Below are 24,559 nucleotides of genomic sequence, written 5' to 3'. Positions count from 1 at the left end.
TCATCCCTCCTTCGCCGCCGCGCACACCGCGCGGGCGATGCGCGCCACGTCCGCGTCACCCGTGACGTACGGCGGCATGGTGTAGATCAGATCGCGGAACGGCCGCAGCCACACGCCCTCGCGCACGGCGGCCTCCGTGGCCGCCCGCAGGTCGACGGCGTGATCGAGCTGGACCACCCCGATGGCGCCGAGCACCCGCACGTCCCGCACCCCGGCCAGCCCGGCCGCCGGCGCCAGCCCTTCCCGCAGGCCCGCCTCGATCCGCTCGACCTCCGCGAGCCAGTCCTGGCCGAGCAGCAGTTCGACGGAGGCGCAGGCCACGGCCGCCGCCAGCGGATTGCCCATGAACGTCGGCCCGTGCGCCAGCACCGGCACCTCGCCGCGCGAGATGCCCTCGGCCACCCGCGCGGTGCACAGCGTCGCCGCCATGGTCAGGTAACCGCCGGTCAGCGCCTTGCCCACACACATCACATCCGGCGTCACCGCCGCGTGCCCCGCCGCGAACAGGGCGCCCGTGCGCCCGAACCCGGTCGCGATCTCGTCGAACACCAGCAGCACGCCGTGCGCGTCGCACGCCTCGCGCAGCACCCGCAGGTACGCGGGGGAGTGGAACCGCATCCCGCCCGCGCCCTGCACCACCGGTTCCACGATCACCGCGGCCAGCTCGCCGGCGTGCCGCTCGACCGTGGACCGCAGGTGTTCGGCGTACTCCTCCTCGTACCCGGCCGGCGGCGCGTCCGCGAAGACCTGGCGCGGCAGCACGCCGGACCACAGCTCGTGCATCCCGCCCTCGGGGTCGCACACCGACATCGGCTGCCAGGTGTCGCCGTGGTAGCCGCCCCGCCAGGTCAGCAGCCGCCGCTTCTCCGGCCGGCCCAGCGAGCGCCAGTACTGCAGGCACATCTTCACCGCGACCTCGACCGACACCGACCCGGAGTCGGCGAGGAACACATGCTCGAGACCGTCCGGCGACATGTCGACAAGGAGCTTCGCCAGTCGCACGGCGGGCTCGTGGGTGAGCCCGCCGAACATCACATGGCTCATCCGCTCCAGTTGCCCGCGCGCGGCCTCGTTGAGCACCGGGTGGTTGTAGCCGTGGATCGCCGACCACCAGGACGACATCCCGTCGACCAGTTCACCCGAGCCGTCGGCGAGTCTCAGCCGCACCCCGCTCGCCGACTCCACGACGAGCGGTTCCTGACGGCCCGGCATGGGCCCGTACGGGTGCCAGACATGCCGCCGGTCGAGTTCCAGCAGCTCGGCGACGGACCGCTCAGGCATTGGGCGCGAGGTCCGTTCCGGCGCCCCGGCGGCGCACGGCGACCAGGTCCGTACGGGGCTCCCCGGACGTACTCCCGCGGGAGTCCGCGGTCGCCGGACCGCACGCGCCGCCGCTCTCGTGGGAGCCGCAGCCGCCCCCCGCGCGGTGCTCGGGCAGCGTCACCTCGCCGGTGCCCTCCACCTCGAACCCGGCGTCCGCGATCATCTCCAGGTCCGCCTTGCCTGCCTGGCCCTCGCTGGTGAGGTAGTCGCCGAGGAAGATCGAGTTGGCCAGGTGCAGCGCGAGCGGCTGCATCGTGCGCAGGTGCACCTCACGGCCGCCGGCGATCCGCACCTCGACGTCCGGGCAGACGAACCGCGTCATCGCCAGGATGCGCAGGCACCGCTGCGGGGTGAGGTGCCACTCCTTGGCGAGCGGCGTGCCCTCCATCGGGATCAGGAAGTTGACCGGCACCGAGTCCGGGTCCAGTTCCCGCAGCGAGAGGACCACGTCGACCAGGTCCTCGTCGGACTCGCCCATGCCGGCGATCAGACCCGAGCAGGCCGACAGGCCGGCGGCGTGCGCCTTGCGCACCGTGTCCACCCGGTCGGCGTACGTGTGGGTGGTCGTGATGTCCCCGTACGTCGACTCGGACGTGTTGAGGTTGTGGTTGTAGGCGTCCGCGCCCGCCTCGCGCAGCCGCTCCGCCTGGCCGTCGGAGAGCAGACCGAGACAGGCGCACACCTCGACGCCCTCGTTCTGCTCCTTGATGGCCTTGATGGTGTCGGAGACCCGGTCCACGTCACGGTCGGTGGGACCCCGGCCGCTGGCCACCAGGCACACCCGCTTGGCGCCGCCCGCGAGACCGGCGGCGGCCGCCTGCGACGCCTGGTCCGGCTTGAGCCAGGTGTACTTCAGGATGTCGGCCTTGGAGCCGAGCCGCTGGGAACAGTAGGAGCAGTCCTCCGGGCACAGGCCGGACTTGAGGTTGACGAGATAGTTGAGTTTCACCCGTCGGCCGAACCAGTGCCGCCGCACCTTCCCGGCCGCGGCCACCACATCGAGCAGGTCGTCGTCGGAGGTGGCCAGCACGGCCAGAGCTTCCCCGCGGGTCGGCGTCTCACGCCGAAGCCCCTTGTCCACCAGCGTGTTCAGCAGGTCCATGGGAGCCGATCCTGTCGTACCCGACCCGTCCGGGCCAAGGTGGGTTCGTACAACAGGGGCACTTCGAGGTGTGGGTATCACCACACAGTGGTCCGTCCGGCCTCCCGCTAATGTCTGTGCACTGCCTACAAAAAACCTCGGAGGACCCATGGCGTTCGGCTGGATCGACGAGCAGGCGGAACTGCGCCGCCGGGCCGGACTCGTACGCACCCTGCGTCCCCGGGCCGCCGACACGCCGCTGCTCGATCTGGCGAGCAACGACTACCTGGGCCTGGCCCGGCACCCGGAGGTCACCGAGGGCGCCGCGCGGGCCGCGCGGACCTGGGGCGGCGGGTCGACCGGCTCCCGGCTCGTCACCGGCACCACCGGGCTCCACACCGAACTGGAACGCGAACTGGCCGCCTTCTGCGGCTTCGAGGCGGCCCTGGTCTTCTCCTCCGGCTACGCGGCCAACCTCGCCGCCGTCACCGCACTGGCCCCGCACGGCTCCAGGATCGTCTCCGACGCGGGCAACCACGCCTCGCTGATCGACGGCTGCCGGCTCGCCCGCGGTACGACACAGGTGGCGGCGCACTCCGATCCCGATGCCGTGCGCAAGGCGCTGGACGGGCACGACGGGCCCGCGGTCGCGGTGTCCGACACGGTGTTCTCGGTGGACGGCGACGCCGCCCCGCTCACCGGGCTCGCCGCGGTGTGCCGGGAGCACGGCGCGGGTCTGGTGCTCGACGACGCGCACGGTCTCGGTGTGCTCGGCGACGGCGGACGCGGGGCCCCGCACGCGGCGGGGCTGGCGGGCGCCGACGACGTCGTCGTGACGGTGACGCTGTCCAAGTCGCTCGGCAGTCAGGGCGGAGCGGTGCTCGGCCCGGCCCGGGTGATCGAACACCTGGTCAACACGGCCCGGACGTTCATCTTCGACACGGGGCTCGCCCCCGCCGCCGCGGGTGCGGCCCTGGCGGCCCTGCGGCTGCTGCGCCGCGAACCCGGGCGCGCGGCACGGGCGGGCGAGGTGGCGCGGGAACTGCACGACCGGCTGACGGCCGCGGGTCTGGAAGCGGTGCGTCCGGACGCCGCGGTCGTCTCCGTGCGTGCCCCTTCCCCGGAGCGGGCCGTGCGATGGGCGGCCGACTGCCGGGCGGCCGGCCTGTCCGTGGGCTGCTTCCGTCCTCCTTCCGTGCCCGACGGCGTCTCACGGCTCAGACTGACCGCCCGCGCGGACCTGTCCGGGGCGGAGATCGAACGCGCTGTACGGGTGGTCGGCGAGACGCGGCCATGAGTCGGCGGGACACGGCCGTGCGTCGCCCGACGACGGGTCGACCGGCCGGGTCGTCAGCCGACCGCGGCCACGAACTCCGTCCAGCTGGCAGGGGAGAAGAGCAGCGCGGGTCCGTCCGGGGCCTTGGAGTCGCGCACGGCGAGCAGTCCGGCCAGGGGGCCGGCGGCCGGCCGGGCCGTCTCCACGCAGTTGTTCGCCCCCGTGCTGTAGCTGCTGCGCAGCCACCTCACATCGCGCAGTGCGAGAGCGGAAGGGATGGTCCGAGGCGGTACGGGCATCGTGCCTCCTTACGCGCCGGCGGCTGTGCCGGCGATGAAATCCAACGAGTCCTCGGGTGAAAGGGCGTGGATCGAGAGGGCGTCGAAGGCCTCCGAGTACACCCGGAGGTCTTCTTTCCGCTCCAGATGGAGGCTACTCGTCAAGTGGTCGAGAACAACCACGTCCAGATCAGAAGTGCGCGAAAATGAAAAGATTACGAAAGGACCGGTCACACCGATGTGCGCGCCGGCACTGAACGGCAGGACCTGCAACCGCACTTGGGGCAGGCGGGCCGCCTCGACCAGCCGGTCGAGCTGACGGGCCATCACGCCGGGACCGCCGACCTCCCGGCGCAGCACCGCCTCGTCCAGGACCGCGCTCAGCTCCAGCGGCGGTGTCGTCCGCAGCACGTCCTGCCGGGCCAGCCGTACCTCCACCAGCGCGTCCAGGCGCTCCTCCGACGCGTCCTCCAGGGCCGCCTCCGTCACGGCGCGCGCGTACTCCGGTGTCTGCAGCAGCCCAGGGATCACCGTGGTCTCCAGGGTGCGCATCGCGCTCGCCTGCGACTCCAGGCTGATGAAGTCCCGGTAGGTCGGCGGCAGTACGCCCCGGTAGGCGTGCCACCAGTGGTGCCGTCCGTCGCCGTCGCCGGAGCCCGACAGCACCAGCAGCAACTCCCGCAACTGCGGGTCGGCCACGCCGTAGACGTCGAGCAGTAACCGCACGTCGGCCGGTTTCACCCCGCTCGTGCCCGTCTCGATCCGGCTCACCTTCGACTGGTGCCAGCCCGCGAGGCGGGCCGCCTCACCGCTGGTGAGTCCCGCCGAGGTGCGCAGCGCGCGCAGTTCGGCGCCCAGTTTCCGGCGGCGCACCGCGGGACCGTGCTGCATGGACTTCTCCTTACTCCTTCCGAGTCGCCCGGATACGGTCTCCCGTCGCAGAGTTCACCGTTTTGAGCGACAGATATATGCACATCTTGGCGGATCGCCGCCCCGCGCCGGGCGGGGATGGCAGTCTGGCGGCGAAGCACCAGTGCGGGACCGTACTCGAACCATCCGCTCCGTGTCGGACTGCGGTCCCGTGGGAAAGGGACGACGTCGCCATGGCAGACCATCTGGAAGCATCCGTCACTCTGCCGAGCGATCCCGCCTCGGTCTCGGCCGCCCGTGCCCATGTGGTGGGCACGCTGAAGGAATGGGGCATGCCGGCGGACGCGGAACTGTGCGACACCGTCCGGCTGATCGTCTCCGAACTCGCCACCAACGCGGTGCAGCACACGTTCGGGCAGTCGCCCACGTTCACCGTGGACGTCGTCCTGGTCCGTGACGAACGGGTGCACATCGGTGTCACGGACAGCCACCCGCGGTTCCCCAAGCGGCTGCCCGCGGCGGTCCAGCAGGACAACGGCCGAGGGCTGGTCATCATCCGCTGGCTGACCGTGGAATGCGGCGGCAGGCTCAGGATCCGCCCCACGCGGGAGGGCGGCAAGACCGTATCGGTCGAACTCCCGTGGACCGTCCAGGCCGCCGGGGCGGTCACGGCGGCCGGGCAGCAGGAGCAGTAGCCGGGCGGCGGTGCCCTGGGACACCGCCGCCCCCGGGGTCACCTCACCCGGCCGTACGAGACGCTGCGGGTCCAGATCTTCTGCAGACGCACCACGTCCCCGGTCTTCGGGGCGTGCCAGATCTTGCCCTTACCCGCGTAGATGCCGACGTGGTAGACGTAGCCGCCCGAATGGAAGAACACCAGGTCTCCCGCCCTGCGGTTCCCGGCGGAGATGTGGCGCGTCTTGTTGTACTGCTGGGCGGCGGTGCGCGGCAGCTTCTTGCCCGCCTTCTTGAACGAGTACAGCGTCAGACCCGAGCAGTCGAACCTGTACGGCCCCGTGGCGCCCCACTGGTAGGGCGAGCCCTTCTTGGAGGCGGCGATGTTCAGCGCCTTGGTGGCCAGGCCCGCGGCGGCCGCCTCCGAGGCGGCGCCGGGGACCACGATGGAGCCGCCCACGGCGGCCAGGGTGAGGGCCGAGGCCGTGCCGGCCCGGGCCATGAGAGACGGGACACGATTGAGCGCAGTCATGCGCAACCCTTCGTCAGCCGCCTGTGAAGGATGACCTGTCGGATTCGGGCTGGCGAAGTGGCCCGGCCGCACATGTGCGGCTTCACCCCAAGGACTGCTCGGAACTGACGTCCCGGCGGCCCGTCGTGCTTGGGTCCTCCACTCCTGCCGATCCACTCCTGTCGACCGGTCATCCGGGCGGCGGCAGGACTCGGCGTCCGCCCGGATCGCCCCGCCGCGGCGGCGGGGTCTTGTCGTCAGTCAGGGATCTTGGCTCATGGCGCGATCGAAATCCCAACGGAACGTGGGGTTTGTGTTGTTACTCACCAATCACCCGTTCGGGTGGACGCCTCCGTGTTCGGGCCCTCGCCGAGGGCCCGGGGAGCCGCGGACCAGGGGTGGAAAGCACCGTTCCGGCCGTGCGGTACGCGCGTTGCGCAACTCCGGGCGCCCGAAAACAGCAGGTTCGTCTACGCCGGACGGGGGTACACCGTTTGGTCCGTTTCAACCCCGGCCGGGGCGCACCGCCGACCGGGGCCGCCGTCCGGGGGCCGTGGGTGTCAACTGCCGGGGGCCGGCGGCAGGGTGACCCTGGCCGTGCGCCGTTCGCCGTCCAGCACGCGCAGGGCCCGGGCCAGCGTGCCGGAGTGCAGTTCGCTCTCGCCGCGCCGGTGCATCAGGGTCAGCGCGTCGCGCAGCGCGACGGCCTTGCCGACCAGCGCCTGAGCCGCGCGCAGTCCGCGGTAGGTGTCACCGCCCAGGGCCGGGTTGACCCGGCCGAGCAGGTCGACGGCCTCGAGGTAACGGTCGATCAGCTCGGCCTCCGCGCGGGTCAGCGCGGGCAGCGGCGGCAGCTCCGGTGGCAGCATCCGCGGCTCACCTCGCGCCGGAGGCGGGGGACAGGCCCCTGCGGTCGGGCACGATCCGGTCCGCCAGGCCGTACTCCACCGCCGCCCGCGCGTCGAGGACCTTGTCCCGTTCGATGTCCGCCCGGACCTGCTCCGGGGTGCGGCCCGTGTGCCGGACCAGGATCTCCTCCATCCGCGACCGGATACGGGTCAACTCCTCGGCCTGGATCGCCAGATCGCTGGTCTGTCCCTCGACCGGCTCCTGCAGGGAGGGCTGACGGAGCACCAGACGGGAACCGGGCAGCAGCAGTCGCTTGCCCGGGGTGCCGGCGGCCAGCAGCAGCGCGGCGGCGCCCTCCGCCCGGCCCAGGCAGATCGTCTGCACGTCGCAGGAGACGTAGCGCAGCGTGTCGTAGATCGCCGACATGGCGTGGAAGGAGCCGCCGGGAGAGTTGACGTAGAGCGAGACGTCCCGGTCGGGGGAGTGGTGCTCCAGGTACATGAACTGCGCCATCACGTCGTTCGCGGAGGTCTCGTCGATCTGTGTGCCGAGAATGACGATCCGCTCCTCGAGCAGCTTCGAGTAGGGGTCCGTGGTCCGGTTCCCCGATGCCGTGCGTTCGGTGAACTCGGGCAGGACGTGGTGGGCGGACGGTCGGGTCATGAGAGCCCCTCCTGTCTGGTTGTCTCTGTAAAAAATGTACAGGACGTACGTGACGTTATGATGGGTTCATGGCCTACGAGATTCCGGTTACCCAAGCCAGGGCTGAGCTCGCCGACCTCATCAACCGCGTGGTGTACGGCGGTGAGCGCGTCGTCGTGACCCGGCACGGAAAACCCCTCGTCGCCCTCGTCTCCGCCGATGACCTGCGACGACTCGAAGAGCTCAGGGAAGCGCCGGAGTCCGCCGAGGAGCAGGTGATCAGCACGGTGGCCGGTGTCCGCGAGGCCGCGTCCGCTCCCCGCGAACGGCAGCGCTTCGGCATCGCGGCGGAGCACCGGGGGACTGCGGGCTCGTAGGCCTATGACATGACAGGACCGCGCGCCCCCGTCCGGTGCGGCGGGGGCGCGCGGTCGTTCCGTGCGGCCGGGGGCGGCCCTCGGGCGGCCGGTCAGCCGACCAGGGCCGGGCCGGGCTCGGTGGCGTGTGCCGCGTTCCCCGTGCGCTCCTTCGGCGCGCGGCCGAGGAGTACGGCGCCCAGGCCCAGCGCCGCCCACCAGGTCAGCGTCAGGGCGGGGCCGGCCGCCGCCGCGCCGTCGAAGAAGGACACCGAGCGCAGCAGCGACACTCCAGCCCCCGGCGGCAGCCATTGGCCGATCGCCCCGGCCGGCTCGGGCAGCATCTCCGGCGCCGAGGACGCCCCCGAGAAGGGGTTGCCGAGCAGCACGATCACAAAGCCGCCGAGCGCGATGCCCGCCCGTCCGATCAGCGCCGCGAGTCCGGCGACGGCCGCACTCGTGGCCAGCGCGGCCAGCGCGAACGTGCCGGCCACCGCCCACCAGTTCCCCGGAACGGCGTCCAGCCAGTTGTGCGCCAGTGCCGCGGTCACCGCGCCGACCAGGGTGGCGGAACCGGTCAGCGCGGCCACCGCGCGGGCGCCGCGCAGCCCCAGCAGCGTCACCGCGGCACCGGCGCCGATCCCGGCCAGGGCCAGCGGCAGCACGCTCGTGTTCAGGACCGCGCCGCGCGGGTCCCCCTCGGGGGCGGGCACCACGTCCACGGTGGCGATCCGGCCGCCCGGGGCGGAGGCCTGAGAGGTCACCGCCTGCTGCAGCAACTGGGCCACGACCGGACTCGCGGCGGACGCGGTGAGCAGTTTCGGCCCCTGCCCGGTGACGACGACCGCGCCGTACACCTCGCGGTCCTCGACCGCTTCCCGGGCGGCGGCCTCGTCCGCGTAGTGGTGGAGGTCGAAGGCACCCTTCCGGTGCTCCAGCCGCTGCTCCACCGGCGCGGTCGCGGCGGCGGGGCCGGCCACGCCGAGCGGCAGGTCGCGGGGTGCCGTACGGGCCGCGGGCCAGGCGAAGGCCCAGAGTGCCAGCGCCACCAGGACGGGGATCAGCAGCGTCACGGCGGCGACGCGACGACGCGGTGACAGGGGCGAAGGGGACATGAGGACTCCGGCGATCATAAAGAAGGATCGTTCGTTTTAGGTTCATGGCCACCGTCCCGCGCGGCCCGCTCCTTGTCAAGAAGGAATGTTCGTTTTAGATTGCGGTCATGGCCCGCGTATCCCAGGAACACCTCGACGCCCGCCGCCGCCAGATCCTCGACGGCGCCGCCTCCTGCTTCGCCCGCAACGGCTTCCACGCCACCTCGATGCAGGACGTGCTCAAGGAGGCGGACCTCTCCGCGGGTGCCGTCTACCGGTATTTCCGGGGGAAGGACGAGCTGATCGCCGCGATCGTGACCGAGGTGCTCGACACGGTGCGCGGCATCCTCGAACAGGCCATCCAGGAGAGCCCGCCGCCCACCCCGGACGTGCTCATTCCGCGGGCCCTGACCCGGATGAGGGAGCAACGGCCGGCCACCCTGGACGGCGGTGAGTGGATGTTCCCGCGGCTGATGATCCAGGTGTGGACGGAGACCACGCGCAGTCCTGAGCTGGCGGCCGTGCTGAGGGAGGGGTACGACAACGTCCGCAGGGCCTGGGGGAGGGTGGTCGAGGGTTATCAGGACGCCGGTCTGATGTCCGCCGACGTCGACACCGACGCGGTGGCGCGGGCGATGATCGCGCTCGTGCAGGGGTTCGCCGCTCAGATGGCGCTCTTCGGGGGGATTTCCGAGCGGACGCTGGGGGAGGGGCTGCGGGCGTTGACGGCCATGGGTTCCGTCCGCGCGGACACCTGACGGGTGGTGGCCGCCGCGGGGGCCGCGCCCCGGCCCCCTTCGGCCTGAACGGCCCCGTCCCCGAACGCCGGACGGGCCGGAAGGCCTCGGCCTGCTGAAGGCGCGTCCGATTGACGGCGCGTCAGTACCCGGTTATCGGATTGGCAAAGAACGGCCTCGAACCCTGTTCCCAGCCACCTCGCAGCAGCGAGGATCCCCCTGCTCATCGCAACGACGTAGGGGGAGGCCCCACTTGAGGGACAGCGGACCGAAGAGGCGGGCGGCAGCGCTCGGTTCGGCCGGAGTACTCGTCACGGCGACGCTCATAGCCGGCGCCGTCGCGGCGCCCACGGCGAACGCGACGGCGGACACCCACCACGGCAAGGACCGCGAGGCCAGGGGCGTGGCGATCGCCGCCGCCCGGGCCGCGCAGACCGGCATCGACTGGCAGGACTGCCCCGCCGATTGGAACCTGGCCGAACCCATCCAGTGCGGCTGGGTCTCGGTGCCGATGGACTACGCCAAGCCGTACGGCAAGCAGATCAAGCTCGCCGTCGACCGCATCGGCAACACCGGCACCAAGGGCGAACGCCAGGGCGCGCTCCTGTACAACCCGGGCGGTCCCGGCGGTTCCGGTCTGCGCTTCCCGGCCCGGGTCACCGCCAAGAACCCGGTCTGGGCCAACACGGCCAAGGCGTACGACTTCGTGGGCTTCGACCCGCGCGGCGTCGGCAAGTCCGCGCCCATCTCCTGCGCCGACCCGCAGGAGTTCGTCAAGGCGCCCAAGATGGACCCGGTGCCCCGCTCCGAGGCCGACAAGCGGGCCCAGCGCAAGCTCGCCCGCGAGTACGCCGAGGGCTGTCACGAGCGCAGCGGCGAGATGCTGCCGCACATGACCACGCCGAACACCGCGCGCGATCTCGATGTCATCCGCGCCGCCCTCGGCGAGAAGAAGCTCAACTTCCTCGGCGTCTCCTACGGCACCTACCTCGGCGCCGTCTACGCCACCCTCTTCCCGGGACACGTCCGCCGCATGGTCGTCGACAGCGTCGTCAACCCCTCCCGCGAGAAGATCTGGTACCAGGCCAACCTGGACCAGGACGTCGCCTTCGAGGGCCGCTGGAAGGACTGGCAGGACTGGGTCGCGAAGAACGACGCGACCTACCATCTCGGAGACACCCGCGCCGAGGTCCAGGAGCAGTGGCTCGAACTGCGCGCCACCGCCGAGAAGAACCCCCTCGGCGGCGTCGTCGGCCCGGCCGAGCTGATCTCCTTCTTCCAGAGCGCCCCGTACTACGATTCCGCGTGGGCCCCCACGGCGGCCGTCTTCAGCCAGTACGTCGCCGGCGACACCCAGGCGCTCGTCGACGCCGCCGCCCCCGATCCCTCCGACACGGCGGGCAACGCGGCCTCGGAGAACGGCAACGCCGTCTACACGGCCGTGGAGTGCACCGACGCCAAGTGGCCCACCAACTGGCGCACGTGGGACCGCGACAACACCCGGCTGCACCGGGACCACCCGTTCATGACCTGGGCCAACGCCTGGATGAACCTGCCCTGCGCCACCTGGCCGGTCAAGCAGCACACGCCCGTCGACGTCCGGTCCGGCAAGGGACTGCCGCCGGTGCTGATCGTCCAGTCCGAACGCGACGCGGCCACCCCGTACGCGGGCGCCGTCGAACTGCACCAGAGGCTCAGGGGATCCCGCCTCATCACCGAGCGGGACGCCGGATCCCACGGCGTCACCGGCCTGGTCAACCCCTGCGTCAACGACCGGGTGGACACCTACCTGCTCACCGGCGAGGTGGACCGGTCCGACGTGACCTGCGCACCGCACGCCACGCCGAAGCCGTAACACCCACGCCGTACGGCACGAGGGGCGGCCGGAACTTCCCGGCCGCCCCTCGCCCGTGCGCGCACCGGGATCAGCCCAGCGGCATGCGCGGGAAACGGCGCTTGTCCTCCGCCCCGCGCCCGGCGTCCTGGGCCTTGGCGACGGCCGCGTACTGGTCGACGTACTCCTGCCCGGACAGGGTGAGGATGGCGTACATGAGTTCGTCGGTGGCGGCGCGCAGGACCGCCTTCTCGTTCTCCATCCCCGCGTAGCGCGAGAAGTCCAGCGGCTTGCCGAAACGGATCACCACCGGGTGGATCCGGGGGATCTTCCTGCCGGGCGGCTGGGCCTCGAACGTGCCGATCATCGCGCAGGGGATCACCGGGACGCCCGCCTTGAGGGCCATCACCGCGACACCGACCTTGCCCTTGTAGAGGCGGCCGTCGTGCGAACGCGTGCCCTCCGGGTAGATACCGAGCAGTTCCCCCCTGCCCAGCACGCCGAGGCCCTCCCGGATGGCGGCCTGCCCGGCTTCCTTGCCGGAGCGGTCCACGGGGATCTGCCCCGCGCTGCGGAAGAAGAACGCCGTCAGCCGGCCCTTGAGGCCGGGGCCGGTGAAGTACTCGGCCTTGGCGAGGAAGGTGATGCGCCGCTTGAGCACGGCCGGCATCAGGAAGTGGTCCGAGAACGACAGGTGGTTCCCCGCGACGATGGCGGCACCGGACGACGGCACGTGCTCCAGGCCCTCTATTCGCGGCCGGAAGACCAGACGCAGCAGCGGGCCCAGCAGCACGTACTTGAGCAGGTGGTAGAACAAGGACACGCTCCTCGACTCCGGCGGACGGGCGGTGCCGCCGCGTCCCGGCAGGCCATCCGGCACGTCGTGGGGTGCCAGTCTAGGCGCGGGCGGTGCGGCCCGGCATCAGGTTCGACGCGACCGGAAGGCACCGTGCCGGACGGCCGGCCGAGTAGGCTCGGACGCATGCGGATCTCCGTCTCCTCCGACATGGACGAACCCGTGGCCCGCGCCCTCCTCGCCGAACTCCGCGAGCGCGGCCACGAGGTACGCGTGCACGGTGCCCTGAACCCCGGGGACGATCCGCGGTGGGCCGTGTGCTCGGAGGCGGCGGCCCGTGAGGTCGCCGCCGGCACCGCCGACCAGGCGGTGGTGTGCTGCTGGACCGGCACCGGCGCCTCGATCGCCGCGAACAAGGTGCCCGGTGTCCGGGCCGCCCTGTGCACGGACGCCTACACGGCGGACGGCGCGCGCCGCTGGAACGACGCCAACGTGCTGGCGATCGGCCTGCGGCTGACGTCCGGGCCGCTGTTGACGGAGATCCTCGACGCCTGGTTCGCCGGGGCGCCCAGCGACGACCCGGAGGACCGGCGCAACGTGGAACACACCGCACGCCTCGACCGGGAGCGCACCGGCCCCTGACCCGCCCGCAGCCGTACGACGACCAGCGCCGTGTCGCCGGTGGCGCCACCCGGGAGGCGGCGCTCAGCGCGCTGCGCGGCCGGCCCGTCCCCCTTGGCCTGTGCCGGGCAGGGGCCGGTGGACCGCCGCGTGGTCGATGGGCGCTTCCGCCGTGGGCCCTCGTCTCATTCCAGTGGCGCGGTCAGTGACTGCTCCGCCCAGATGATCTTCCCTTCGGGGACGAACCGGGTGCCCCACCGCTGGGCGAGCTGCGAGACCAGCAGCAGCCCGCGCCCGCCCTCGTCCATCGCGCGGGGATGCCGCAGATGGGGTGCGGCGGCGCCGCCGTCGAACACCTCGCACACCAGCGCCCGCTCGTGGATCAGCCGCAGCCGCACGGGGCCGCCGGCGTGCCGTATGGCGTTGGTGACCAGTTCGCTGACGACCAGCTCCGTGGTGAAGACCAGGTCGTCCAGCCCCCAGCGGGCCAGCTGCCGGGTGCTGGTCCTGCGGGCCTCGGCCACGACCGCCGGGTCCGCCGGCAGGTCCCAGACCGCGATCCGTCCGGGAGCGAGACGTTTGGTACGGGCCATCAGCAGGGCCACGTCGTCGTACGGTCTGGCCGGGACCAGCATGTCGACCACCGCGTGGCAGCTCGGCTCGAGCGCGGTCGCGGTGCCCCGCAGGGCCTGCCGCAGCCGTTCGCGGTCCGTCTCGTCGGGCGAGGGCCTCCCGTCGGGCGAGGGCTTCCCGCCGGTCAGCAGACCGTCCGTGTGCAGGGCGAGCGTGCTGCCCTCGGTCAGGGCCAGCTCCACCGCCTCGAACGGCGGGCCGCCCACACCGAGCGCCGGTCCCTGCGGGAGGTCGACGAAGGTGACCGTGCCGTCGGGTGCCACCACGGCGGGCGCGGGATGGCCGGCGGCCGCCATCGTGCACTGCCCGGTCACCGGGTCGTAGACGACGTACAGGCAGCCGGACCCGACGGACCGGCCGGGGAAGTCCCCGGACTCCCCGTCGCCCTCGTCCCGTGCCAGCCGGGACGCCAGGTCGTCCAGATGGGCGAGCACCTCCTCGGGCGGCAGGTCGATCGCGGCCAGCGTCCGTACGGCGGTGCGCAGCCGCCCCATGGCCGCGGCGGCGTCGATGCCGTGCCCCGGCACCTCGCCGACGACCAGGGCGACACGGGCGCCGGACAGCGGGATCAGGTCGTACCAGTCACCGCCCAGCCCGGTCAGCTCGTCCGCCGGGCGGTAGCAGGCGGAGACCTCCACGGCGTCCTGCTCGGGCAGCCGGCGGGGCAGCAGACTGCGCTGCAGGACCAGCGCGGCGTCCCGCTCGCGGGTGTAGCGCCGGGCGTTGTCCACGCAGACGGCGGCGCGGGAGACGAGATCCTCGGCCAGATGGAGGTCGTCCTCGGTGAAGGAGTCGTGCCGACGGCGGAAGAACCCGGTGATGCCCAGGGTGACGCCCCGGGCCCGGACCGGGACGATCATCGCACTCCGCAGGCCGAGCTCCAGGAAGGTGGACTCCCGGCCGCCCGGCGGCGTGGCCCATGCCAGGGCGAGCGGGTCGAGCCGTTCCTGAAGCCAGGCCCGGCCCGTGGTCAGACAGTGCACCGGCGGGGAATCCGCCAGGTACCACAGGACCGTCCCGGTCTCCACGGCCGCCCGCGGCAGGTCCTCGTACAGCGACCGGTGGCCCGCCCGGCACAGCGGCACCCGGCCGGAACCGGTGGGCGGCCCCGGCTGGACCTCGGCGCCGCGCAGCACCGGCTCCAGCAGGTCCACGACGATGTAGTCCGCGAGTTCCGGCACGGCCACGTCCGCCAGTTCCTGCGCGGTGCGCAGGACGTCCAGGGAGCGGCCGATGTGCTTGCCGGCCCGGTCGAGCAGGGCGAGGCGCTGACGGGCGCGGTGCCGCTCGGTGACGTCCACGACGGTGTAGTACACGCCCGTCGGACGGCCCCGGGCGTCGTCGAGGCGGGTGAACGACAGCACGTGCGCGGTCTCGCGCAGCGGTGCCGAGCGGGCCCGGCCGACAAGCTCGTAGCCGACCACCTGTTCCCCGGTGTCCAGGACGTGCCGCATCCGCTCCTCGACGGCCTCGGCGTCCAGCCCCGGCTGGATGTCCGCGAACCGCAGCCCCAGGCGCCGCCCGGCCGGCCCGCCGCCGAACTGTTCGAGCGCGGCGTTGGACCACACGAAGCGCAGCTCCGTGTCCACGATCGCGATGCCGATCGGCGTCCCGGTGACCATCTGCTCCAGCACGGCGCGGCTCATGTCCCAGCCGGGCGAGTCGGCCAGCTCCGACAGCAGGACCAGCAGCGACGAACGGCCCCGCGGCTCCACGGTCGGCGTGATCCGCACCATCACCGCGACCGGCCGTCCGTCCTGGTGCCGGGCCGTCATCAACCCCGCCCAGTCGCCGTCCGAGCGGCACCGCTCGACCAGGTCCGGCACCCGCTCGGCGTCCTCGGGGACCAGCAGCTCGGCGAACTTGCGGCCCACGGCCTCGGCGGCGCGGTACCCCAGCAGCCGCTCGGCCCCGGCGGTCCAGCTCGACACCATGCCGTGCGGATCGAGCAACAGGGGAACGGCGTCGGCCACATCGAACCCCTGCCGGGCAACGTCCTGCTCCTTGTGTCCGCCCACGGCCGACCTCTCTGTCGCTGAGAGTGGTCCATCCCCTCTTGTCCCCATCTTCACCCTTCGGGCGGGATGAGGGCTCCCTGGGATACGCCGTCCCCCGCCGGGCCCCTCGGCGGGGGACGGCGGGGGCTCAGACCTGCCGGGCCAGGACCTTCTCCACGGTGCGCAGGGCACCCTGCAGCTCCTCCGCCGTGACGGTCAGCGGCGGGGCCAGGCGGATGGTGGAGCCATGGGTGTCCTTGACCAGGACGCCCTCCCGCATCAGGCGTTCGCTGATCTCACGGCCGGTGCCGAGCGCCGGGTCGACGTCCACGCCCGCCCACAGACCGCGGGAGCGGAACCCGACCACGCCCTTGCCGACGAGCGACTCCAGGCCCTCGCGCAGGATCCCGCCCAGTTCCGCCGCCCGGCGCTGGAACTCGCCCGTCTCCAGCAGCTCCACCACGGCCGTACCGACCGCCGCGGCCAGCGGATTGCCGCCGAAGGTCGACCCGTGCTCACCCGGATGGAGCACCTCGAGCACCTCCCGCCGGGCCACCACCGCCGACACCGGGACGATGCCGCCGCCCAGCGCCTTGCCGAGCAGCACCACGTCCGGGACGACCGACTCGTGCTCCACGGCGAGCGTACGGCCGGTGCGGCCGAGCCCCGACTGGATCTCGTCGGCGACGAACAGGCACCCCGCGCGGCGCGTCAGTTCCCGCACCCCGGTGAGGTAGCCGTCGTCCGGGACGATCACGCCCGCCTCGCCCTGGACCGGCTCGATCAGCACCGCCGCCGTCGTCTCGTCGACCGCCGCCTCCAGCGCCGCGAGATCGTTGTACGGCACCACCCGGAAGCCCGGGGTGAACGGCCCGAACCCGGCCCGCGCCACCTCGTCCGTCGAGAAGCTCACGATCGTCGTCGTACGGCCGTGGAAGTTGTCCGCCGCCACCACGATCGTCGCCCGGTCCGCCGGGACGCCCTTCACGTCGTAGGCCCACTTGCGGGCCACCTTGATCCCGCTCTCCACCGCCTCCGCACCGGTGTTCATGGGCAGCACCATGTCCAGACCGGTCAGCGCGGCCAGCCGCTCCGCGAACTCCGCGAGCCGGTCGTTGTGGAACGCGCGCGAGGTCAGCGTGAGCCGGTCGAGCTGGCGGTGCGCCGCCTCGACCAGCGCCGGATGCCGGTGGCCGAAGTTGAGCGCCGAGTAGCCGGCCAGCATGTCGAGGTACCGTCGGCCCTCCACGTCCTCCACCCAGGCGCCCTCCGCGCGGGCGACGACCACGGGCAGCGGGTGGTAGTTGTGCGCGAGGACCGGCTCCTCCGCGCCGATCAGCTCGGCGGACGTACGCGCGGGGACGACAGCAGTCATGAGCGGATCTCCTGTGTGCAGCACTTGATGCCCCCGCCCGCCTTGTGGAATTCGGACAGGTCGACGGGGACGGGAACGTAGCCGCGGTCGGCGAGCCGGGCGGCCAGGGCGGTGGCCCCGGGGGAGATGAACACATGGCGTCCGTCGGAGACGGAGTTCAGCCCGAACGCCATCGCGTCCTCACGGGTCGCGAGCACCGCGTCCGGATACAGCCGGGCGAGCACCTCGCGGCTGCCCGGCGAGAACGCCTCCGGGTAGTACGCGACGTTCTCCTCGTCCAGCACGAACAGCGCCGTGTCCAGGTGGTAGAAGTACGGATCCACCAGTGTCAGGCCGATCACCGGCACCCCGAAGAACTCCTGCGCCTCGCGGTGCGCCTCGGGAGTGGTGCGGAAGCCGGTGCCGGCGAGGATCCAGCGCCCGGCGGGCACCAGGTCGCCCTCGCCCTCGCACACCGACTCGGGGTGGTGCACCTCGTACCCCTCGGCCTTGAACCAGGCCTCGTACGGCACGGACTCCGGACGCCGCTCGGGCGCCAGGAACAGGGAGCCGAAGACGCGGCCCTCCACGACGACCGCCGCGTTCGCGGCGAACACCATGTCGGGCAGTCCGGGCTCGGGCGTCACGCTCTCCACGGTATGACCGTGCTCGCTGTAGGCGGCGATCAGCGACCGCCACTGGCGCTGCGCCAGGGCGACGTCGACGGGGCGGTCGGGACGCATCCAGGGATTGATCGCGTACCGGACGGCGAAGTGTCTGGGTTCGCAGACGAGATAGCGCCGCCGGGACGCCACACGGGAGTCGGGCACAGAGGGGTTCCTCCGCTTCCACGCGGTTCCGACAGGGGGTGAGACCACGGTAGGAAGCGAGTGATACGGGCGACAAGGAACAAAAGCTGCGCGTTCACGCAGGAACGCTGCGCGGTTCCCCCGTTCAGCGCACGTCCGCTGCGCCGTCCGGAGCCGGCTGGCTCACTCCTGCCTCAGGACTGTCCGGCAGCAGATGGGACAGCACCATCACACTGATCGTCTTCCGGATGAACGGCTCCTGGCGGATCCGCTCCAGCACCTCCTCGAAGTGCTCCACGTCCCGCGCCCGCACGTGCAGCAGCGCGTCCGCGCCGCCGGTCACCGTCATCGCCGCGGCGATCTCCGGGTGGTTGCGCACCACCTCCGCCAGCCGCCGGGGCGGCGCCGCCCCCTCGCAGTACACCTCGACGTACGCCTCGGTGCGCCAGCCCAGCGCGGACGGCCGCACCGTCGCCGTGAACCCGGTGATCACCCCGGTCTCGCGCAGCCGGTCCACCCGGCGCTTGACCGCCGTCGACGACAGCCCGACGGCCGCGCCGATCTCGGCGAAGGACGTCCTGGCGTTCGCCATCAGCGCGGTGACGATCTTCCGGTCGAGTTCGTCGAAGGAGGCGGGCCTGCTGTTCATGCGGGCACTGTATCCAGCGCGAACGCCCACGTCCGGGGCATGTCCAGACGTGGAAATCACCCCTACACTCCACCTTCATGCTGCGCGCCCTCGCCGTCGACGACGAACGTCCCTCACTGGAGGAACTGCTCTACCTGCTGAACACCGACCCCCGCATCGGCAGCGCCGAGGGTGCCGGCGACGCCACCGAGGCGCTGCGCCGCATCAACCGCGCCCTGGAGTCGGGACCCGACGGGCCCGAGGCCATCGACGTCGTCTTCCTCGACATCCAGATGCCCGGCCTCGACGGCCTCGACCTGGCCCGGCTGCTCACCGGGTTCGCCCGGCCGCCGTTCGTCGTGTTCGTCACCGCCCACGAGGACTTCGCCGTCCAGGCCTTCGACCTCAAGGCCGCCGACTACGTCCTCAAACCCGTGCGCAGGGAACGGCTGGCCGAGGCGGTCCGCCGCGTCGTCGAGCTGCGCGCCGCCGCGCGGCGCGACACCGCCGCCCCGCGCATCCCCGTGCACGAACCCGACCCCGACCACATCCCCGTCGAACTCGGCGGCGTGACCCGCTTCGTCGCCGTCGACGACATCACCCACGTCGAGGCCCAGGGCGACTACGCCCGCCTGCACACCGACCGGGGCAGCCACCTCGTACGGATCCCGCTCTCCACCCTGGAGGAGCGCTGGCGCTCCCGCGGCTTCGTCCGCATCCACCGCCGCCATCTGGTCGCCCTGCGCCACATCGGCGAGCTCCGGCTCGACGCGGGCACCGTGAGCGTCCTGATCGGCTCCGAGGAACTCCAGGTCAGCCGGCGGCACGCCCGTGAACTGCGGGACCTGCTGATGCGCCGGACCACGAGCTAGGGGGAGGACGCATGCCCCAGGACCCGACCGAACGCCGCGTGGTCGTCACCGGCCCGCCCCGCCGCGCCCGCCGCTCCTCCGGCCACTACCGCCCGCGCACCGAGATCGACGAGCAGACCACCCTCGGCCACACCTACGTCCGCTCCCTGATGCGCATCCAGCTGCGCACCGGACTCGTCGTGTTCGCCGTCCTCGTCCTGCTCATCGGCCCGCTCCCGCTGGTCTTCGCCGCCGCCCAGGACGCCCGCCTGGAGTGGGCGGTGCTCGGCTTCGGGCTGTACCCCCCGCTGGTCCTGCTCGCCCGCTGGTACGTGCGCCGCGCCGAACGCAACGAACGCGACTTCGTGCGGCTCGTCGAGGACCGCTGAGACCGGGACGCACACCGCCGTGAACTCCGCCTACGCCGTTCCCGCCGTCGCCCTCGTCGTCCTCGCGACCGTCCTCGTCGGCGCCTTCGGCCTGCGCGTCTCCCGCACCACCTCCGACTTCTACGTCGCCTCCCGCACCGTCGGCCCCCGCCTCAACGCGGCCGCCATCAGCGGCGAGTACCTCTCCGCCGCCTCCTTCCTGGGCATCGCGGGACTCGTCCTCGTCCAGGGCCCGGACATGCTCTGGTACCCGGTCGGCTACACCGCCGGCTACCTGGTGCTGCTGCTGTTCGTCGCCGCCCCGCTGCGCCGCTCCGGCGCCTACACGCTGCCCGACTTCGCCGAGGCCCGGCTCGCCTCGCAGACGGTACGGCGGCTCGCGGGCGCCTCCGTCGTCGGCGTCGGCTGGCTGTACCTGCTGCCGCAGCTCCAGGGCGCGGGGCTCACCCTGACCGTCCTCACCGGGGCGCCCGACTGGCTCGGCGGGGTGATCGTCGCCGTCGTGGTCACCGTCATCGTCGGCGCGGGCGGCATGCGCAGCATCACCTTCGTCCAGGCCTTCCAGTACTGGCTGAAACTCACCGCCCTGCTCGTCCCCGCGCTCTTCCTGATCGCCGCCTGGCAGAGCGACGGCGCCCCCAGCCACGCCTTCGACGAGCCGGCCGCCTTCCGCGAGCAGCGGGTGGTCCGCGTCGACGACACCCTCGACCTCCGGCTCGAGGGACCGCTCACCGTCACGGTGGACGGCACCGTCGACGGCCGCGACCTCGACGGCACCGAAGTGAGCCTGCCCGCCGGCACCCACCGCGTCGACGGCGGCACCCGGCTCACCTTCGCCGAGGGCACCGAGGTCCCCGCCGCCGGACACGGCGCCGACGACGCCCTGTCGCCCTCCCGCGCCGAGTCCCGCGAGGAACGTCCGCTGTACGCCACGTACGGGCTGATCCTCGCCACCTTCTTCGGCACCATGGGCCTGCCCCACGTGGTGGTCCGCTTCTACACCAGCCCGCACGGCGTCGCCGCCCGCCGCACCACCGTCGCGGTCCTCGGCCTGATCGGCGCCTTCTACCTCCTCCCGCCGGTCTACGGAGCCCTCGGCCGGCTCTACGCGCCCGAGCTCACCCTCACCGGCGACGCGGACGCCGCCGTCCTGCTCCTGCCCGGCCGCATGATCGGCGGGACGGGCGGAGACCTCCTCGGGGCGCTGGTCGCCGGGGGCGCCTTCGCCGCGTTCCTGTCGACGGCCTCCGGGCTCACCATGGCCGTCGCCGGCGTGCTCACCCAGGACGTGCTCCCCACCCGCGGCGTACGGCACTTCCGGCTCGGCACCGTGCTCGCCATGGCCGTACCGCTCGGGGCGAGCCTCCTGGTCGGCGGGCTGCCGGTGGCCGACGCCGTGGGGCTCGCCTTCGCCGTGTCGGCCTCGTCGTTCTGCCCGCTGCTCGTCCTCGGCATCTGGTGGCGCCGGCTCACCCCGCCGGGCGCCGCGGCCGGGATGCTGGTGGGCGGCGGCTCCGCGTTCCTCGCCGTCGCCGCGACCATGGCCGGCTACCCGGGCGCGGGGCCCTGGCACGCCCTGCTCGCCTGGCCCGCGCTGTGGTCGGTGCCGCTGGGCTTCCTCACCATGATCCTGGTGTCCCTGGCCACCCCCGGCCGGGTGCCGCCCGGCACGGCGGCGGTCCTGGCCCGCTTCCACCTGCCGGAGGAACTCCGTACGGAGGTGTCCGCATGAGCGGTTTCCTCGCCGGTCTGCTCGTCGCCGTCCTGCCCCTGCTGGCCGCCGGGTTCTGGATCGGCCGGCGCACCGCCCGTCCCGCCGGCCTCGCCGGACTCGGCACCCCCGTCGAGCACGCCACCTTCGAGACCCTGCACACCGCGTCCCTGGCCACGCCCCCGCTGCGGGCCGGCCTGACGGAGGAGACCGCCGGCAAGTCCGCCCGCAAACTGCGCTCCCTGCTGGGGACGGACGCCCTCTGCCTCACCGACCGCGACCGGGTCCTCGTCTGGGACGGCGTCGGCGCCCACCACCGCGCCGAGATCATGGAGCGCCTCACCGGCCCCCTCGACACCGGCCGCGGCGAGGCCTTCCCGCTCACCTGCGACACCCCCGACTGCTCGGTGCGCTGGGCGGTCGTCGCCCCGCTCACCGTCGACGACCGGGTGCACGGCGCGCTCGTCGCCTGCGCGCCCCGCGAGTCCGCGGTCCTGGTCCGGGCCGCCGGGGAGGTCGCCCGCTGGGTTTCCGTCCAGCTCGAACTGGCCGACCTCGACCAGTCCCGCACCCGCCTCATCGAGGCCGAGATCAGGGCCCTGCGCGCCCAGATCTCCCCGCACTTCATCTTCAACTCGCTCGCCGTGATCGCCTCGTTCGTGCGCACCGACCCCGAACGGGCCCGCGAACTGCTCCTGGAATTCGCCGACTTCACCCGCTACTCGTTCCGCCGGCACGGCGACTTCACCACCCTCGCCGACGAACTCCACGCCATCGACCACTATCTGGCGCTGGTGCGGGCACGCTTCGGCGACCGCCTCTCCGTCACCCTGCAGATCGCCCCCGAGGTGCTGCCGGTCGCGCTGCCCTTCCTCTGCCTCCAGCCGCTGGTGGAGAACGCCGTCAAGCACGGACTGGAGGGCAAGGCCGACACGTGCCGCATCCAGATCACCGCGCAGGACGCCGGCGCCGAGGCCCTGGTCGTCATCGAGGACGACGGCGCCGGAATGGACCCCGGCCTGCTCCGCCGCATCCTCGCCCGCGAGGTCAGCCCCACCGGCGGCATCGGACTGTCCAACGTCGACGACCGGCTCCGTCAGGTCTACGGCGACGACCACGGCCTCGTCATCGAGACGGCCGTGGGCGCGGGCATGAAGATCACCGTCCGGCTGCCGAAGTACCAGCCGGGCGTGCACCTGACGGGGCGGCTCACCCCGAGGTGAGGCAGGCCGCCCAGGCGTTCCTCAGGTGCTGTGGGTGGCCACCATTCCCAAGGTGATCAGCCCCAGGACGACCCAGCCGAACCACAGCCAGCCGTTGCTGCCGAGCGCCACCGTGTACGCCGTCACGGCGACCAGACCGCCGACGGTGAGCACCCCCATGGTCTTCGTCGACGTGGAACCGTTCGTGGAACCGGGCATCGCGACACCCTCCTCATGGTTCGGCTCCCTCCATGGTGCCCCCGTTCTGCCTCCTTACGGTGCACACGACGACATGTGTGCCCGATTTCCAGGGCCCCTCGCTGGTCCACGATCCCGCTTCGTGGACCGACGGGTCGAAACCGTAGTCACGTGGCGGCACCTCGCGCGCACACGCCGTGTCCGACTCGGTGCGCGCCTCGGCGAGCGTGACGTCCTCGCCCAGCCGGGTGAACCCGAGCACCTGCTCGTCGTACCTCCCGTCGCACGACACCAGCCGCGCCTCCCGGCGGGACCGTACGTCCAGGCAGTCCCGCCGCTGCATGGTCGCCGTGTCGGCGAACGCCGTCCCCGGGCGGCGCCGGTCCCCGAGCGGCCCGTACACCGGCCCGTGCGCCCCCAGCACCAGACAGGCGGTACGCCCCCCGGCCGCCTCGAACCCGTCCGGCGTGGGTACGACGGCCAGAGCGCGTACGTCGGCCAGCCGGCCGCGCAGCTCCCGCGTCCGCTCCTCGCAGCGGGCCGGGCCCCGCTCCCGCGCCTCCTCGTCCGAGGCGGCCTCGACGAACGTCACGACCTGTCCGTCGGGCGCCTGGTCCGCGCAGGTCGGGTCGAGGGTCAGCCGGGGCGTGCCGGTGAACGGGGAGCCGCCGGGCCAGTCGGCCAGCACGCAGTCGCCCTCCTTCAGCGGCTCGGCCAGCCCGACCGCCTCCCCGTACGGCACCGCCGTCCCGCCTCCGCTCTCCCGGCCGGCCAGCGCGTACCAGGCACCGCCCAGCGCCAGCACCAGGCCCAGCCCGCCGACGAGGGCGGCGCGCAACGCGTGCGGGCGGGGACGGCGGCGGGTGCCGGTGGCGGTGGGGCCCCGCGCGCCCGCCTCGGACGCCGGGTGCGCGGAGGCGGCCCAGGGCGGCTGGGAACCGAGGTCCGTCCGCGTCCGCGCGTACGCCTCCGTCTGGGGCGTCACGATCCGCGCCAGTTCGGCCTCCACCTCCCGCGCTGTCGCCCGCAGCTCCGGATCCTTGGTGAGCAGTCCCCGCAGCACCGGCTCCAGCGCGCCCGCCCGCACCGGTGGACGCGGGTCCTCCATGACCACGGCCGTGACCGAGGCCAGCGGGGACTCCCGCGCGAAGGGGCCGCGCCCCTCCACCGCGTGGTAGAGCGTGCAGCCCAGTGAGAACAGGTCGGCCGCGGGGGTGGGCGGACCGCCGGTGGCCCGCTCCGGTGCCAGGTAGCCCGCCGTGCCGACCAGCGCGGACGCCATCGTGTACCGCGTCTCCCCGGTGTCCGGCCGCACCGAGATGCCGTAGTCGGTGAGCAGCACCCGCCCGTACGGCGATCCGGTGCGGTCCGGTGCCAGCAGGATGTTCGCCGGTTTCACGTCCCGGTGCATCACGCCCCGCTCGTGCCCGGCGGTCAGCGCGTCCAGCACGGCCAGCCCGATCCGGGCGCACTCGGCGGGGGCGGGCGGACCGCTCCGGGCGAGCAGCTCCCGCAGGTCGACGGCGCCCGCCACGTACTCCATGACGATCCACGGCAGTCCCTCGTGTTCCAGCACGTCGTGCACGGTCACCACATGGGGGTGACCGCGCAGACCGGCCGCGTGCCGGGCCTCGGCGCGCGCCCGGGCGACCCGGGCCTCCCGCTCCTGGCCGGGCTCGGCCGGGTCGCCGAACACGATCTCCTTCAGCGCGACCTCGCACGCGAGTCTCTGGTCGTGGGCGAGCCAGACGTGTCCCATGCCGCCGCTGCCCAGCCGGCGCAGCAGCAGATAGCGGCCGGCGATGACCCGGCCCACTCCCGACGTCGGTGATGAGGGCATCCGG

The 24,559-nt window shown here is 72.8% G+C and carries 25 protein-coding genes and 1 riboswitch; of the genes, 10 read left to right on the top strand and 15 right to left on the bottom strand.

Annotated elements, in window-relative coordinates; genetic code table 11:
* Positions 1-1,281 (bottom strand): adenosylmethionine--8-amino-7-oxononanoate transaminase, encoded by a 1,281-nt coding sequence (locus ACF1DX_RS17535; RefSeq protein WP_391792038.1) that lies wholly within the window; start codon positions 1,279-1,281, stop codon positions 1-3.
* On the bottom strand, positions 1,274-2,425 hold the full coding sequence (gene bioB, locus ACF1DX_RS17530) for a biotin synthase BioB (protein ID WP_391792037.1): 1,152 nt from the start codon (positions 2,423-2,425) through the stop codon (positions 1,274-1,276). Before bioB ends, ACF1DX_RS17535 begins: the two co-directional genes overlap by 8 nt.
* Before the next feature lie 148 nt (positions 2,426-2,573).
* Here bioB and ACF1DX_RS17525 point away from each other — a divergent pair, with 148 nt between their 5' ends.
* Entirely contained in the window at positions 2,574-3,701 is a 1,128-nt protein-coding gene (locus tag ACF1DX_RS17525; protein WP_391792036.1) for an 8-amino-7-oxononanoate synthase, read from the top strand.
* A 53-nt stretch (positions 3,702-3,754) separates the two neighbouring features.
* Here ACF1DX_RS17525 and ACF1DX_RS17520 read toward each other — a convergent pair whose 3' ends face one another.
* Complete coding sequence (locus tag ACF1DX_RS17520) at positions 3,755-3,979, bottom strand: DUF397 domain-containing protein (RefSeq protein ID WP_391792035.1); 225 nt, start codon at positions 3,977-3,979, stop codon at positions 3,755-3,757.
* A 9-nt stretch (positions 3,980-3,988) separates the two neighbouring features.
* Complete coding sequence (locus ACF1DX_RS17515) at positions 3,989-4,849, bottom strand: helix-turn-helix domain-containing protein (RefSeq protein WP_391792034.1); 861 nt, start codon at positions 4,847-4,849, stop codon at positions 3,989-3,991.
* A gap of 212 nt (positions 4,850-5,061) precedes the next feature.
* On the opposite strand from ACF1DX_RS17515, the gene ACF1DX_RS17510 reads away from it, so the two are divergent.
* Positions 5,062-5,523 (top strand): ATP-binding protein, encoded by a 462-nt coding sequence (locus ACF1DX_RS17510; RefSeq protein ID WP_391792033.1) that lies wholly within the window; start codon positions 5,062-5,064, stop codon positions 5,521-5,523.
* Between the two features lie 38 nt (positions 5,524-5,561).
* On the opposite strand, the gene ACF1DX_RS17505 is transcribed toward ACF1DX_RS17510, so the two are convergent.
* From ACF1DX_RS17505 to ACF1DX_RS17495, 3 genes are all read right to left on the bottom strand, one after another.
* A complete protein-coding gene (locus ACF1DX_RS17505) occupies positions 5,562-6,035 on the bottom strand; it encodes a C40 family peptidase (protein WP_391792032.1) in 474 nt (157 codons plus the stop codon).
* A gap of 3 nt (positions 6,036-6,038) precedes the next feature.
* Positions 6,039-6,241: riboswitch (cyclic di-AMP (ydaO/yuaA leader) on the bottom strand.
* 333 nt (positions 6,242-6,574) lie between these two features.
* On the bottom strand, positions 6,575-6,883 hold the full coding sequence (locus ACF1DX_RS17500) for a hypothetical protein (RefSeq protein WP_030865466.1): 309 nt from the start codon (positions 6,881-6,883) through the stop codon (positions 6,575-6,577).
* Between the two features lie 7 nt (positions 6,884-6,890).
* The gene (locus ACF1DX_RS17495; RefSeq protein ID WP_391792031.1) at positions 6,891-7,526 is read right to left on the bottom strand and encodes an ATP-dependent Clp protease proteolytic subunit; all 636 of its coding nucleotides are present in this window, start codon (positions 7,524-7,526) and stop codon (positions 6,891-6,893) included.
* A 68-nt stretch (positions 7,527-7,594) separates the two neighbouring features.
* On the opposite strand from ACF1DX_RS17495, the gene ACF1DX_RS17490 reads away from it, so the two are divergent.
* Positions 7,595-7,882 (top strand): type II toxin-antitoxin system Phd/YefM family antitoxin, encoded by a 288-nt coding sequence (locus tag ACF1DX_RS17490; RefSeq protein WP_391792030.1) that lies wholly within the window; start codon positions 7,595-7,597, stop codon positions 7,880-7,882.
* Between the two features lie 92 nt (positions 7,883-7,974).
* On the opposite strand, the gene ACF1DX_RS17485 is transcribed toward ACF1DX_RS17490, so the two are convergent.
* A complete protein-coding gene (locus ACF1DX_RS17485; protein ID WP_391792029.1) occupies positions 7,975-8,976 on the bottom strand; it encodes an ABC transporter permease in 1,002 nt (333 codons plus the stop codon).
* Positions 8,977-9,083: 107 nt separating this feature from the next.
* Between ACF1DX_RS17485 and ACF1DX_RS17480 the strand changes: the two genes are divergently transcribed.
* Together ACF1DX_RS17480 and ACF1DX_RS17475 are read left to right on the top strand one after the other, a co-directional pair.
* Entirely contained in the window at positions 9,084-9,713 is a 630-nt protein-coding gene (locus ACF1DX_RS17480; protein WP_391792028.1) for a TetR/AcrR family transcriptional regulator, read from the top strand.
* A 232-nt stretch (positions 9,714-9,945) separates the two neighbouring features.
* Entirely contained in the window at positions 9,946-11,547 is a 1,602-nt protein-coding gene (locus ACF1DX_RS17475; protein ID WP_391792027.1) for an alpha/beta hydrolase, read from the top strand.
* Positions 11,548-11,617: 70 nt separating this feature from the next.
* Here ACF1DX_RS17475 and ACF1DX_RS17470 read toward each other — a convergent pair whose 3' ends face one another.
* Positions 11,618-12,343 (bottom strand): lysophospholipid acyltransferase family protein, encoded by a 726-nt coding sequence (locus ACF1DX_RS17470; protein ID WP_391792026.1) that lies wholly within the window; start codon positions 12,341-12,343, stop codon positions 11,618-11,620.
* A 165-nt stretch (positions 12,344-12,508) separates the two neighbouring features.
* Here ACF1DX_RS17470 and ACF1DX_RS17465 point away from each other — a divergent pair, with 165 nt between their 5' ends.
* Positions 12,509-12,964 (top strand): RpiB/LacA/LacB family sugar-phosphate isomerase, encoded by a 456-nt coding sequence (locus tag ACF1DX_RS17465; RefSeq protein ID WP_391792025.1) that lies wholly within the window; start codon positions 12,509-12,511, stop codon positions 12,962-12,964.
* Between the two features lie 164 nt (positions 12,965-13,128).
* Here ACF1DX_RS17465 and ACF1DX_RS17460 read toward each other — a convergent pair whose 3' ends face one another.
* From ACF1DX_RS17460 to ACF1DX_RS17445, 4 genes are all read right to left on the bottom strand, one after another.
* The gene (locus ACF1DX_RS17460) at positions 13,129-15,594 is read right to left on the bottom strand and encodes a SpoIIE family protein phosphatase (protein WP_391792024.1); all 2,466 of its coding nucleotides are present in this window, start codon (positions 15,592-15,594) and stop codon (positions 13,129-13,131) included.
* Between the two features lie 127 nt (positions 15,595-15,721).
* A complete protein-coding gene (gene rocD, locus ACF1DX_RS17455; protein ID WP_391792023.1) occupies positions 15,722-16,948 on the bottom strand; it encodes an ornithine--oxo-acid transaminase in 1,227 nt (408 codons plus the stop codon).
* Positions 16,945-17,757 carry a dimethylargininase gene (ddaH, locus tag ACF1DX_RS17450; RefSeq protein WP_391792022.1) on the bottom strand — a complete coding sequence of 271 codons (813 nt, stop codon included), beginning with the start codon at positions 17,755-17,757 and terminating at the stop codon, positions 16,945-16,947. The genes rocD and ddaH overlap by 4 nt, the downstream gene beginning before the upstream one ends.
* A 124-nt stretch (positions 17,758-17,881) precedes the next feature.
* Positions 17,882-18,385, bottom strand: coding sequence for an Lrp/AsnC family transcriptional regulator (locus tag ACF1DX_RS17445; protein WP_391792021.1), 504 nt, complete (start codon positions 18,383-18,385; stop codon positions 17,882-17,884).
* A gap of 77 nt (positions 18,386-18,462) precedes the next feature.
* On the opposite strand from ACF1DX_RS17445, the gene ACF1DX_RS17440 reads away from it, so the two are divergent.
* From ACF1DX_RS17440 to ACF1DX_RS17425, 4 genes are read left to right on the top strand one after another with little or no spacing between them, the layout of a single operon-like run.
* Positions 18,463-19,236 carry a LytR/AlgR family response regulator transcription factor gene (locus ACF1DX_RS17440; protein WP_391792020.1) on the top strand — a complete coding sequence of 258 codons (774 nt, stop codon included), beginning with the start codon at positions 18,463-18,465 and terminating at the stop codon, positions 19,234-19,236.
* A gap of 11 nt (positions 19,237-19,247) precedes the next feature.
* Positions 19,248-19,604 carry a hypothetical protein gene (locus ACF1DX_RS17435; RefSeq protein ID WP_391792019.1) on the top strand — a complete coding sequence of 119 codons (357 nt, stop codon included), beginning with the start codon at positions 19,248-19,250 and terminating at the stop codon, positions 19,602-19,604.
* Positions 19,605-19,623: 19 nt separating this feature from the next.
* The gene (locus ACF1DX_RS17430; RefSeq protein ID WP_391792018.1) at positions 19,624-21,336 is read left to right on the top strand and encodes a cation acetate symporter; all 1,713 of its coding nucleotides are present in this window, start codon (positions 19,624-19,626) and stop codon (positions 21,334-21,336) included.
* Positions 21,333-22,538, top strand: coding sequence for a sensor histidine kinase (locus ACF1DX_RS17425; RefSeq protein WP_391792017.1), 1,206 nt, complete (start codon positions 21,333-21,335; stop codon positions 22,536-22,538). The genes ACF1DX_RS17430 and ACF1DX_RS17425 overlap by 4 nt, the downstream gene beginning before the upstream one ends.
* Before the next feature lie 21 nt (positions 22,539-22,559).
* Here ACF1DX_RS17425 and ACF1DX_RS17420 read toward each other — a convergent pair whose 3' ends face one another.
* Together ACF1DX_RS17420 and ACF1DX_RS17415 are read right to left on the bottom strand one after the other, a co-directional pair.
* Positions 22,560-22,736 carry a hypothetical protein gene (locus ACF1DX_RS17420; protein WP_391792016.1) on the bottom strand — a complete coding sequence of 59 codons (177 nt, stop codon included), beginning with the start codon at positions 22,734-22,736 and terminating at the stop codon, positions 22,560-22,562.
* Positions 22,737-22,749: 13 nt separating this feature from the next.
* The gene (locus ACF1DX_RS17415; protein ID WP_391792015.1) at positions 22,750-24,555 is read right to left on the bottom strand and encodes a protein kinase; all 1,806 of its coding nucleotides are present in this window, start codon (positions 24,553-24,555) and stop codon (positions 22,750-22,752) included.
* Positions 24,556-24,559: the final 4 nt, after the last annotated feature.

This window comes from Streptomyces sp. NPDC014676 (assembly GCF_043084105.1).
Taxonomy (GTDB): Bacteria; Actinomycetota; Actinomycetes; order Streptomycetales; family Streptomycetaceae; genus Streptomyces.
Note: the sequence above shows the minus strand (reverse complement) of the source record. Positions and strands in the feature narration are given on the sequence as shown.

Bases quoted from the DNA above. Each gene is read 5' to 3' on its own strand.
- ACF1DX_RS17535 (WP_391792038.1), bottom strand. From the start codon at position 1,281: ATGCCTGAGCGGTCCGTCGCCGAGCTGCTGGAACTCGACCGGCGGCAT.
- bioB (WP_391792037.1), bottom strand. From the start codon at position 2,425: ATGGACCTGCTGAACACGCTGGTGGACAAGGGGCTTCGGCGTGAGACG.
- ACF1DX_RS17525 (WP_391792036.1), top strand. From the start codon at position 2,574: ATGGCGTTCGGCTGGATCGACGAGCAGGCGGAACTGCGCCGCCGGGCC.
- ACF1DX_RS17520 (WP_391792035.1), bottom strand. From the start codon at position 3,979: ATGCCCGTACCGCCTCGGACCATCCCTTCCGCTCTCGCACTGCGCGAT.
- ACF1DX_RS17515 (WP_391792034.1), bottom strand. From the start codon at position 4,849: ATGCAGCACGGTCCCGCGGTGCGCCGCCGGAAACTGGGCGCCGAACTG.
- ACF1DX_RS17510 (WP_391792033.1), top strand. From the start codon at position 5,062: ATGGCAGACCATCTGGAAGCATCCGTCACTCTGCCGAGCGATCCCGCC.
- ACF1DX_RS17505 (WP_391792032.1), bottom strand. From the start codon at position 6,035: ATGACTGCGCTCAATCGTGTCCCGTCTCTCATGGCCCGGGCCGGCACG.
- ACF1DX_RS17500 (WP_030865466.1), bottom strand. From the start codon at position 6,883: ATGCTGCCACCGGAGCTGCCGCCGCTGCCCGCGCTGACCCGCGCGGAG.
- ACF1DX_RS17495 (WP_391792031.1), bottom strand. From the start codon at position 7,526: ATGACCCGACCGTCCGCCCACCACGTCCTGCCCGAGTTCACCGAACGC.
- ACF1DX_RS17490 (WP_391792030.1), top strand. From the start codon at position 7,595: ATGGCCTACGAGATTCCGGTTACCCAAGCCAGGGCTGAGCTCGCCGAC.
- ACF1DX_RS17485 (WP_391792029.1), bottom strand. From the start codon at position 8,976: ATGTCCCCTTCGCCCCTGTCACCGCGTCGTCGCGTCGCCGCCGTGACG.
- ACF1DX_RS17480 (WP_391792028.1), top strand. From the start codon at position 9,084: ATGGCCCGCGTATCCCAGGAACACCTCGACGCCCGCCGCCGCCAGATC.
- ACF1DX_RS17465 (WP_391792025.1), top strand. From the start codon at position 12,509: ATGCGGATCTCCGTCTCCTCCGACATGGACGAACCCGTGGCCCGCGCC.
- rocD (WP_391792023.1), bottom strand. From the start codon at position 16,948: ATGACTGCTGTCGTCCCCGCGCGTACGTCCGCCGAGCTGATCGGCGCG.
- ACF1DX_RS17445 (WP_391792021.1), bottom strand. From the start codon at position 18,385: ATGAACAGCAGGCCCGCCTCCTTCGACGAACTCGACCGGAAGATCGTC.
- ACF1DX_RS17440 (WP_391792020.1), top strand. From the start codon at position 18,463: ATGCTGCGCGCCCTCGCCGTCGACGACGAACGTCCCTCACTGGAGGAA.
- ACF1DX_RS17435 (WP_391792019.1), top strand. From the start codon at position 19,248: ATGCCCCAGGACCCGACCGAACGCCGCGTGGTCGTCACCGGCCCGCCC.
- ACF1DX_RS17425 (WP_391792017.1), top strand. From the start codon at position 21,333: ATGAGCGGTTTCCTCGCCGGTCTGCTCGTCGCCGTCCTGCCCCTGCTG.
- ACF1DX_RS17420 (WP_391792016.1), bottom strand. From the start codon at position 22,736: ATGCCCGGTTCCACGAACGGTTCCACGTCGACGAAGACCATGGGGGTG.
- ACF1DX_RS17415 (WP_391792015.1), bottom strand. From the start codon at position 24,555: ATGCCCTCATCACCGACGTCGGGAGTGGGCCGGGTCATCGCCGGCCGC.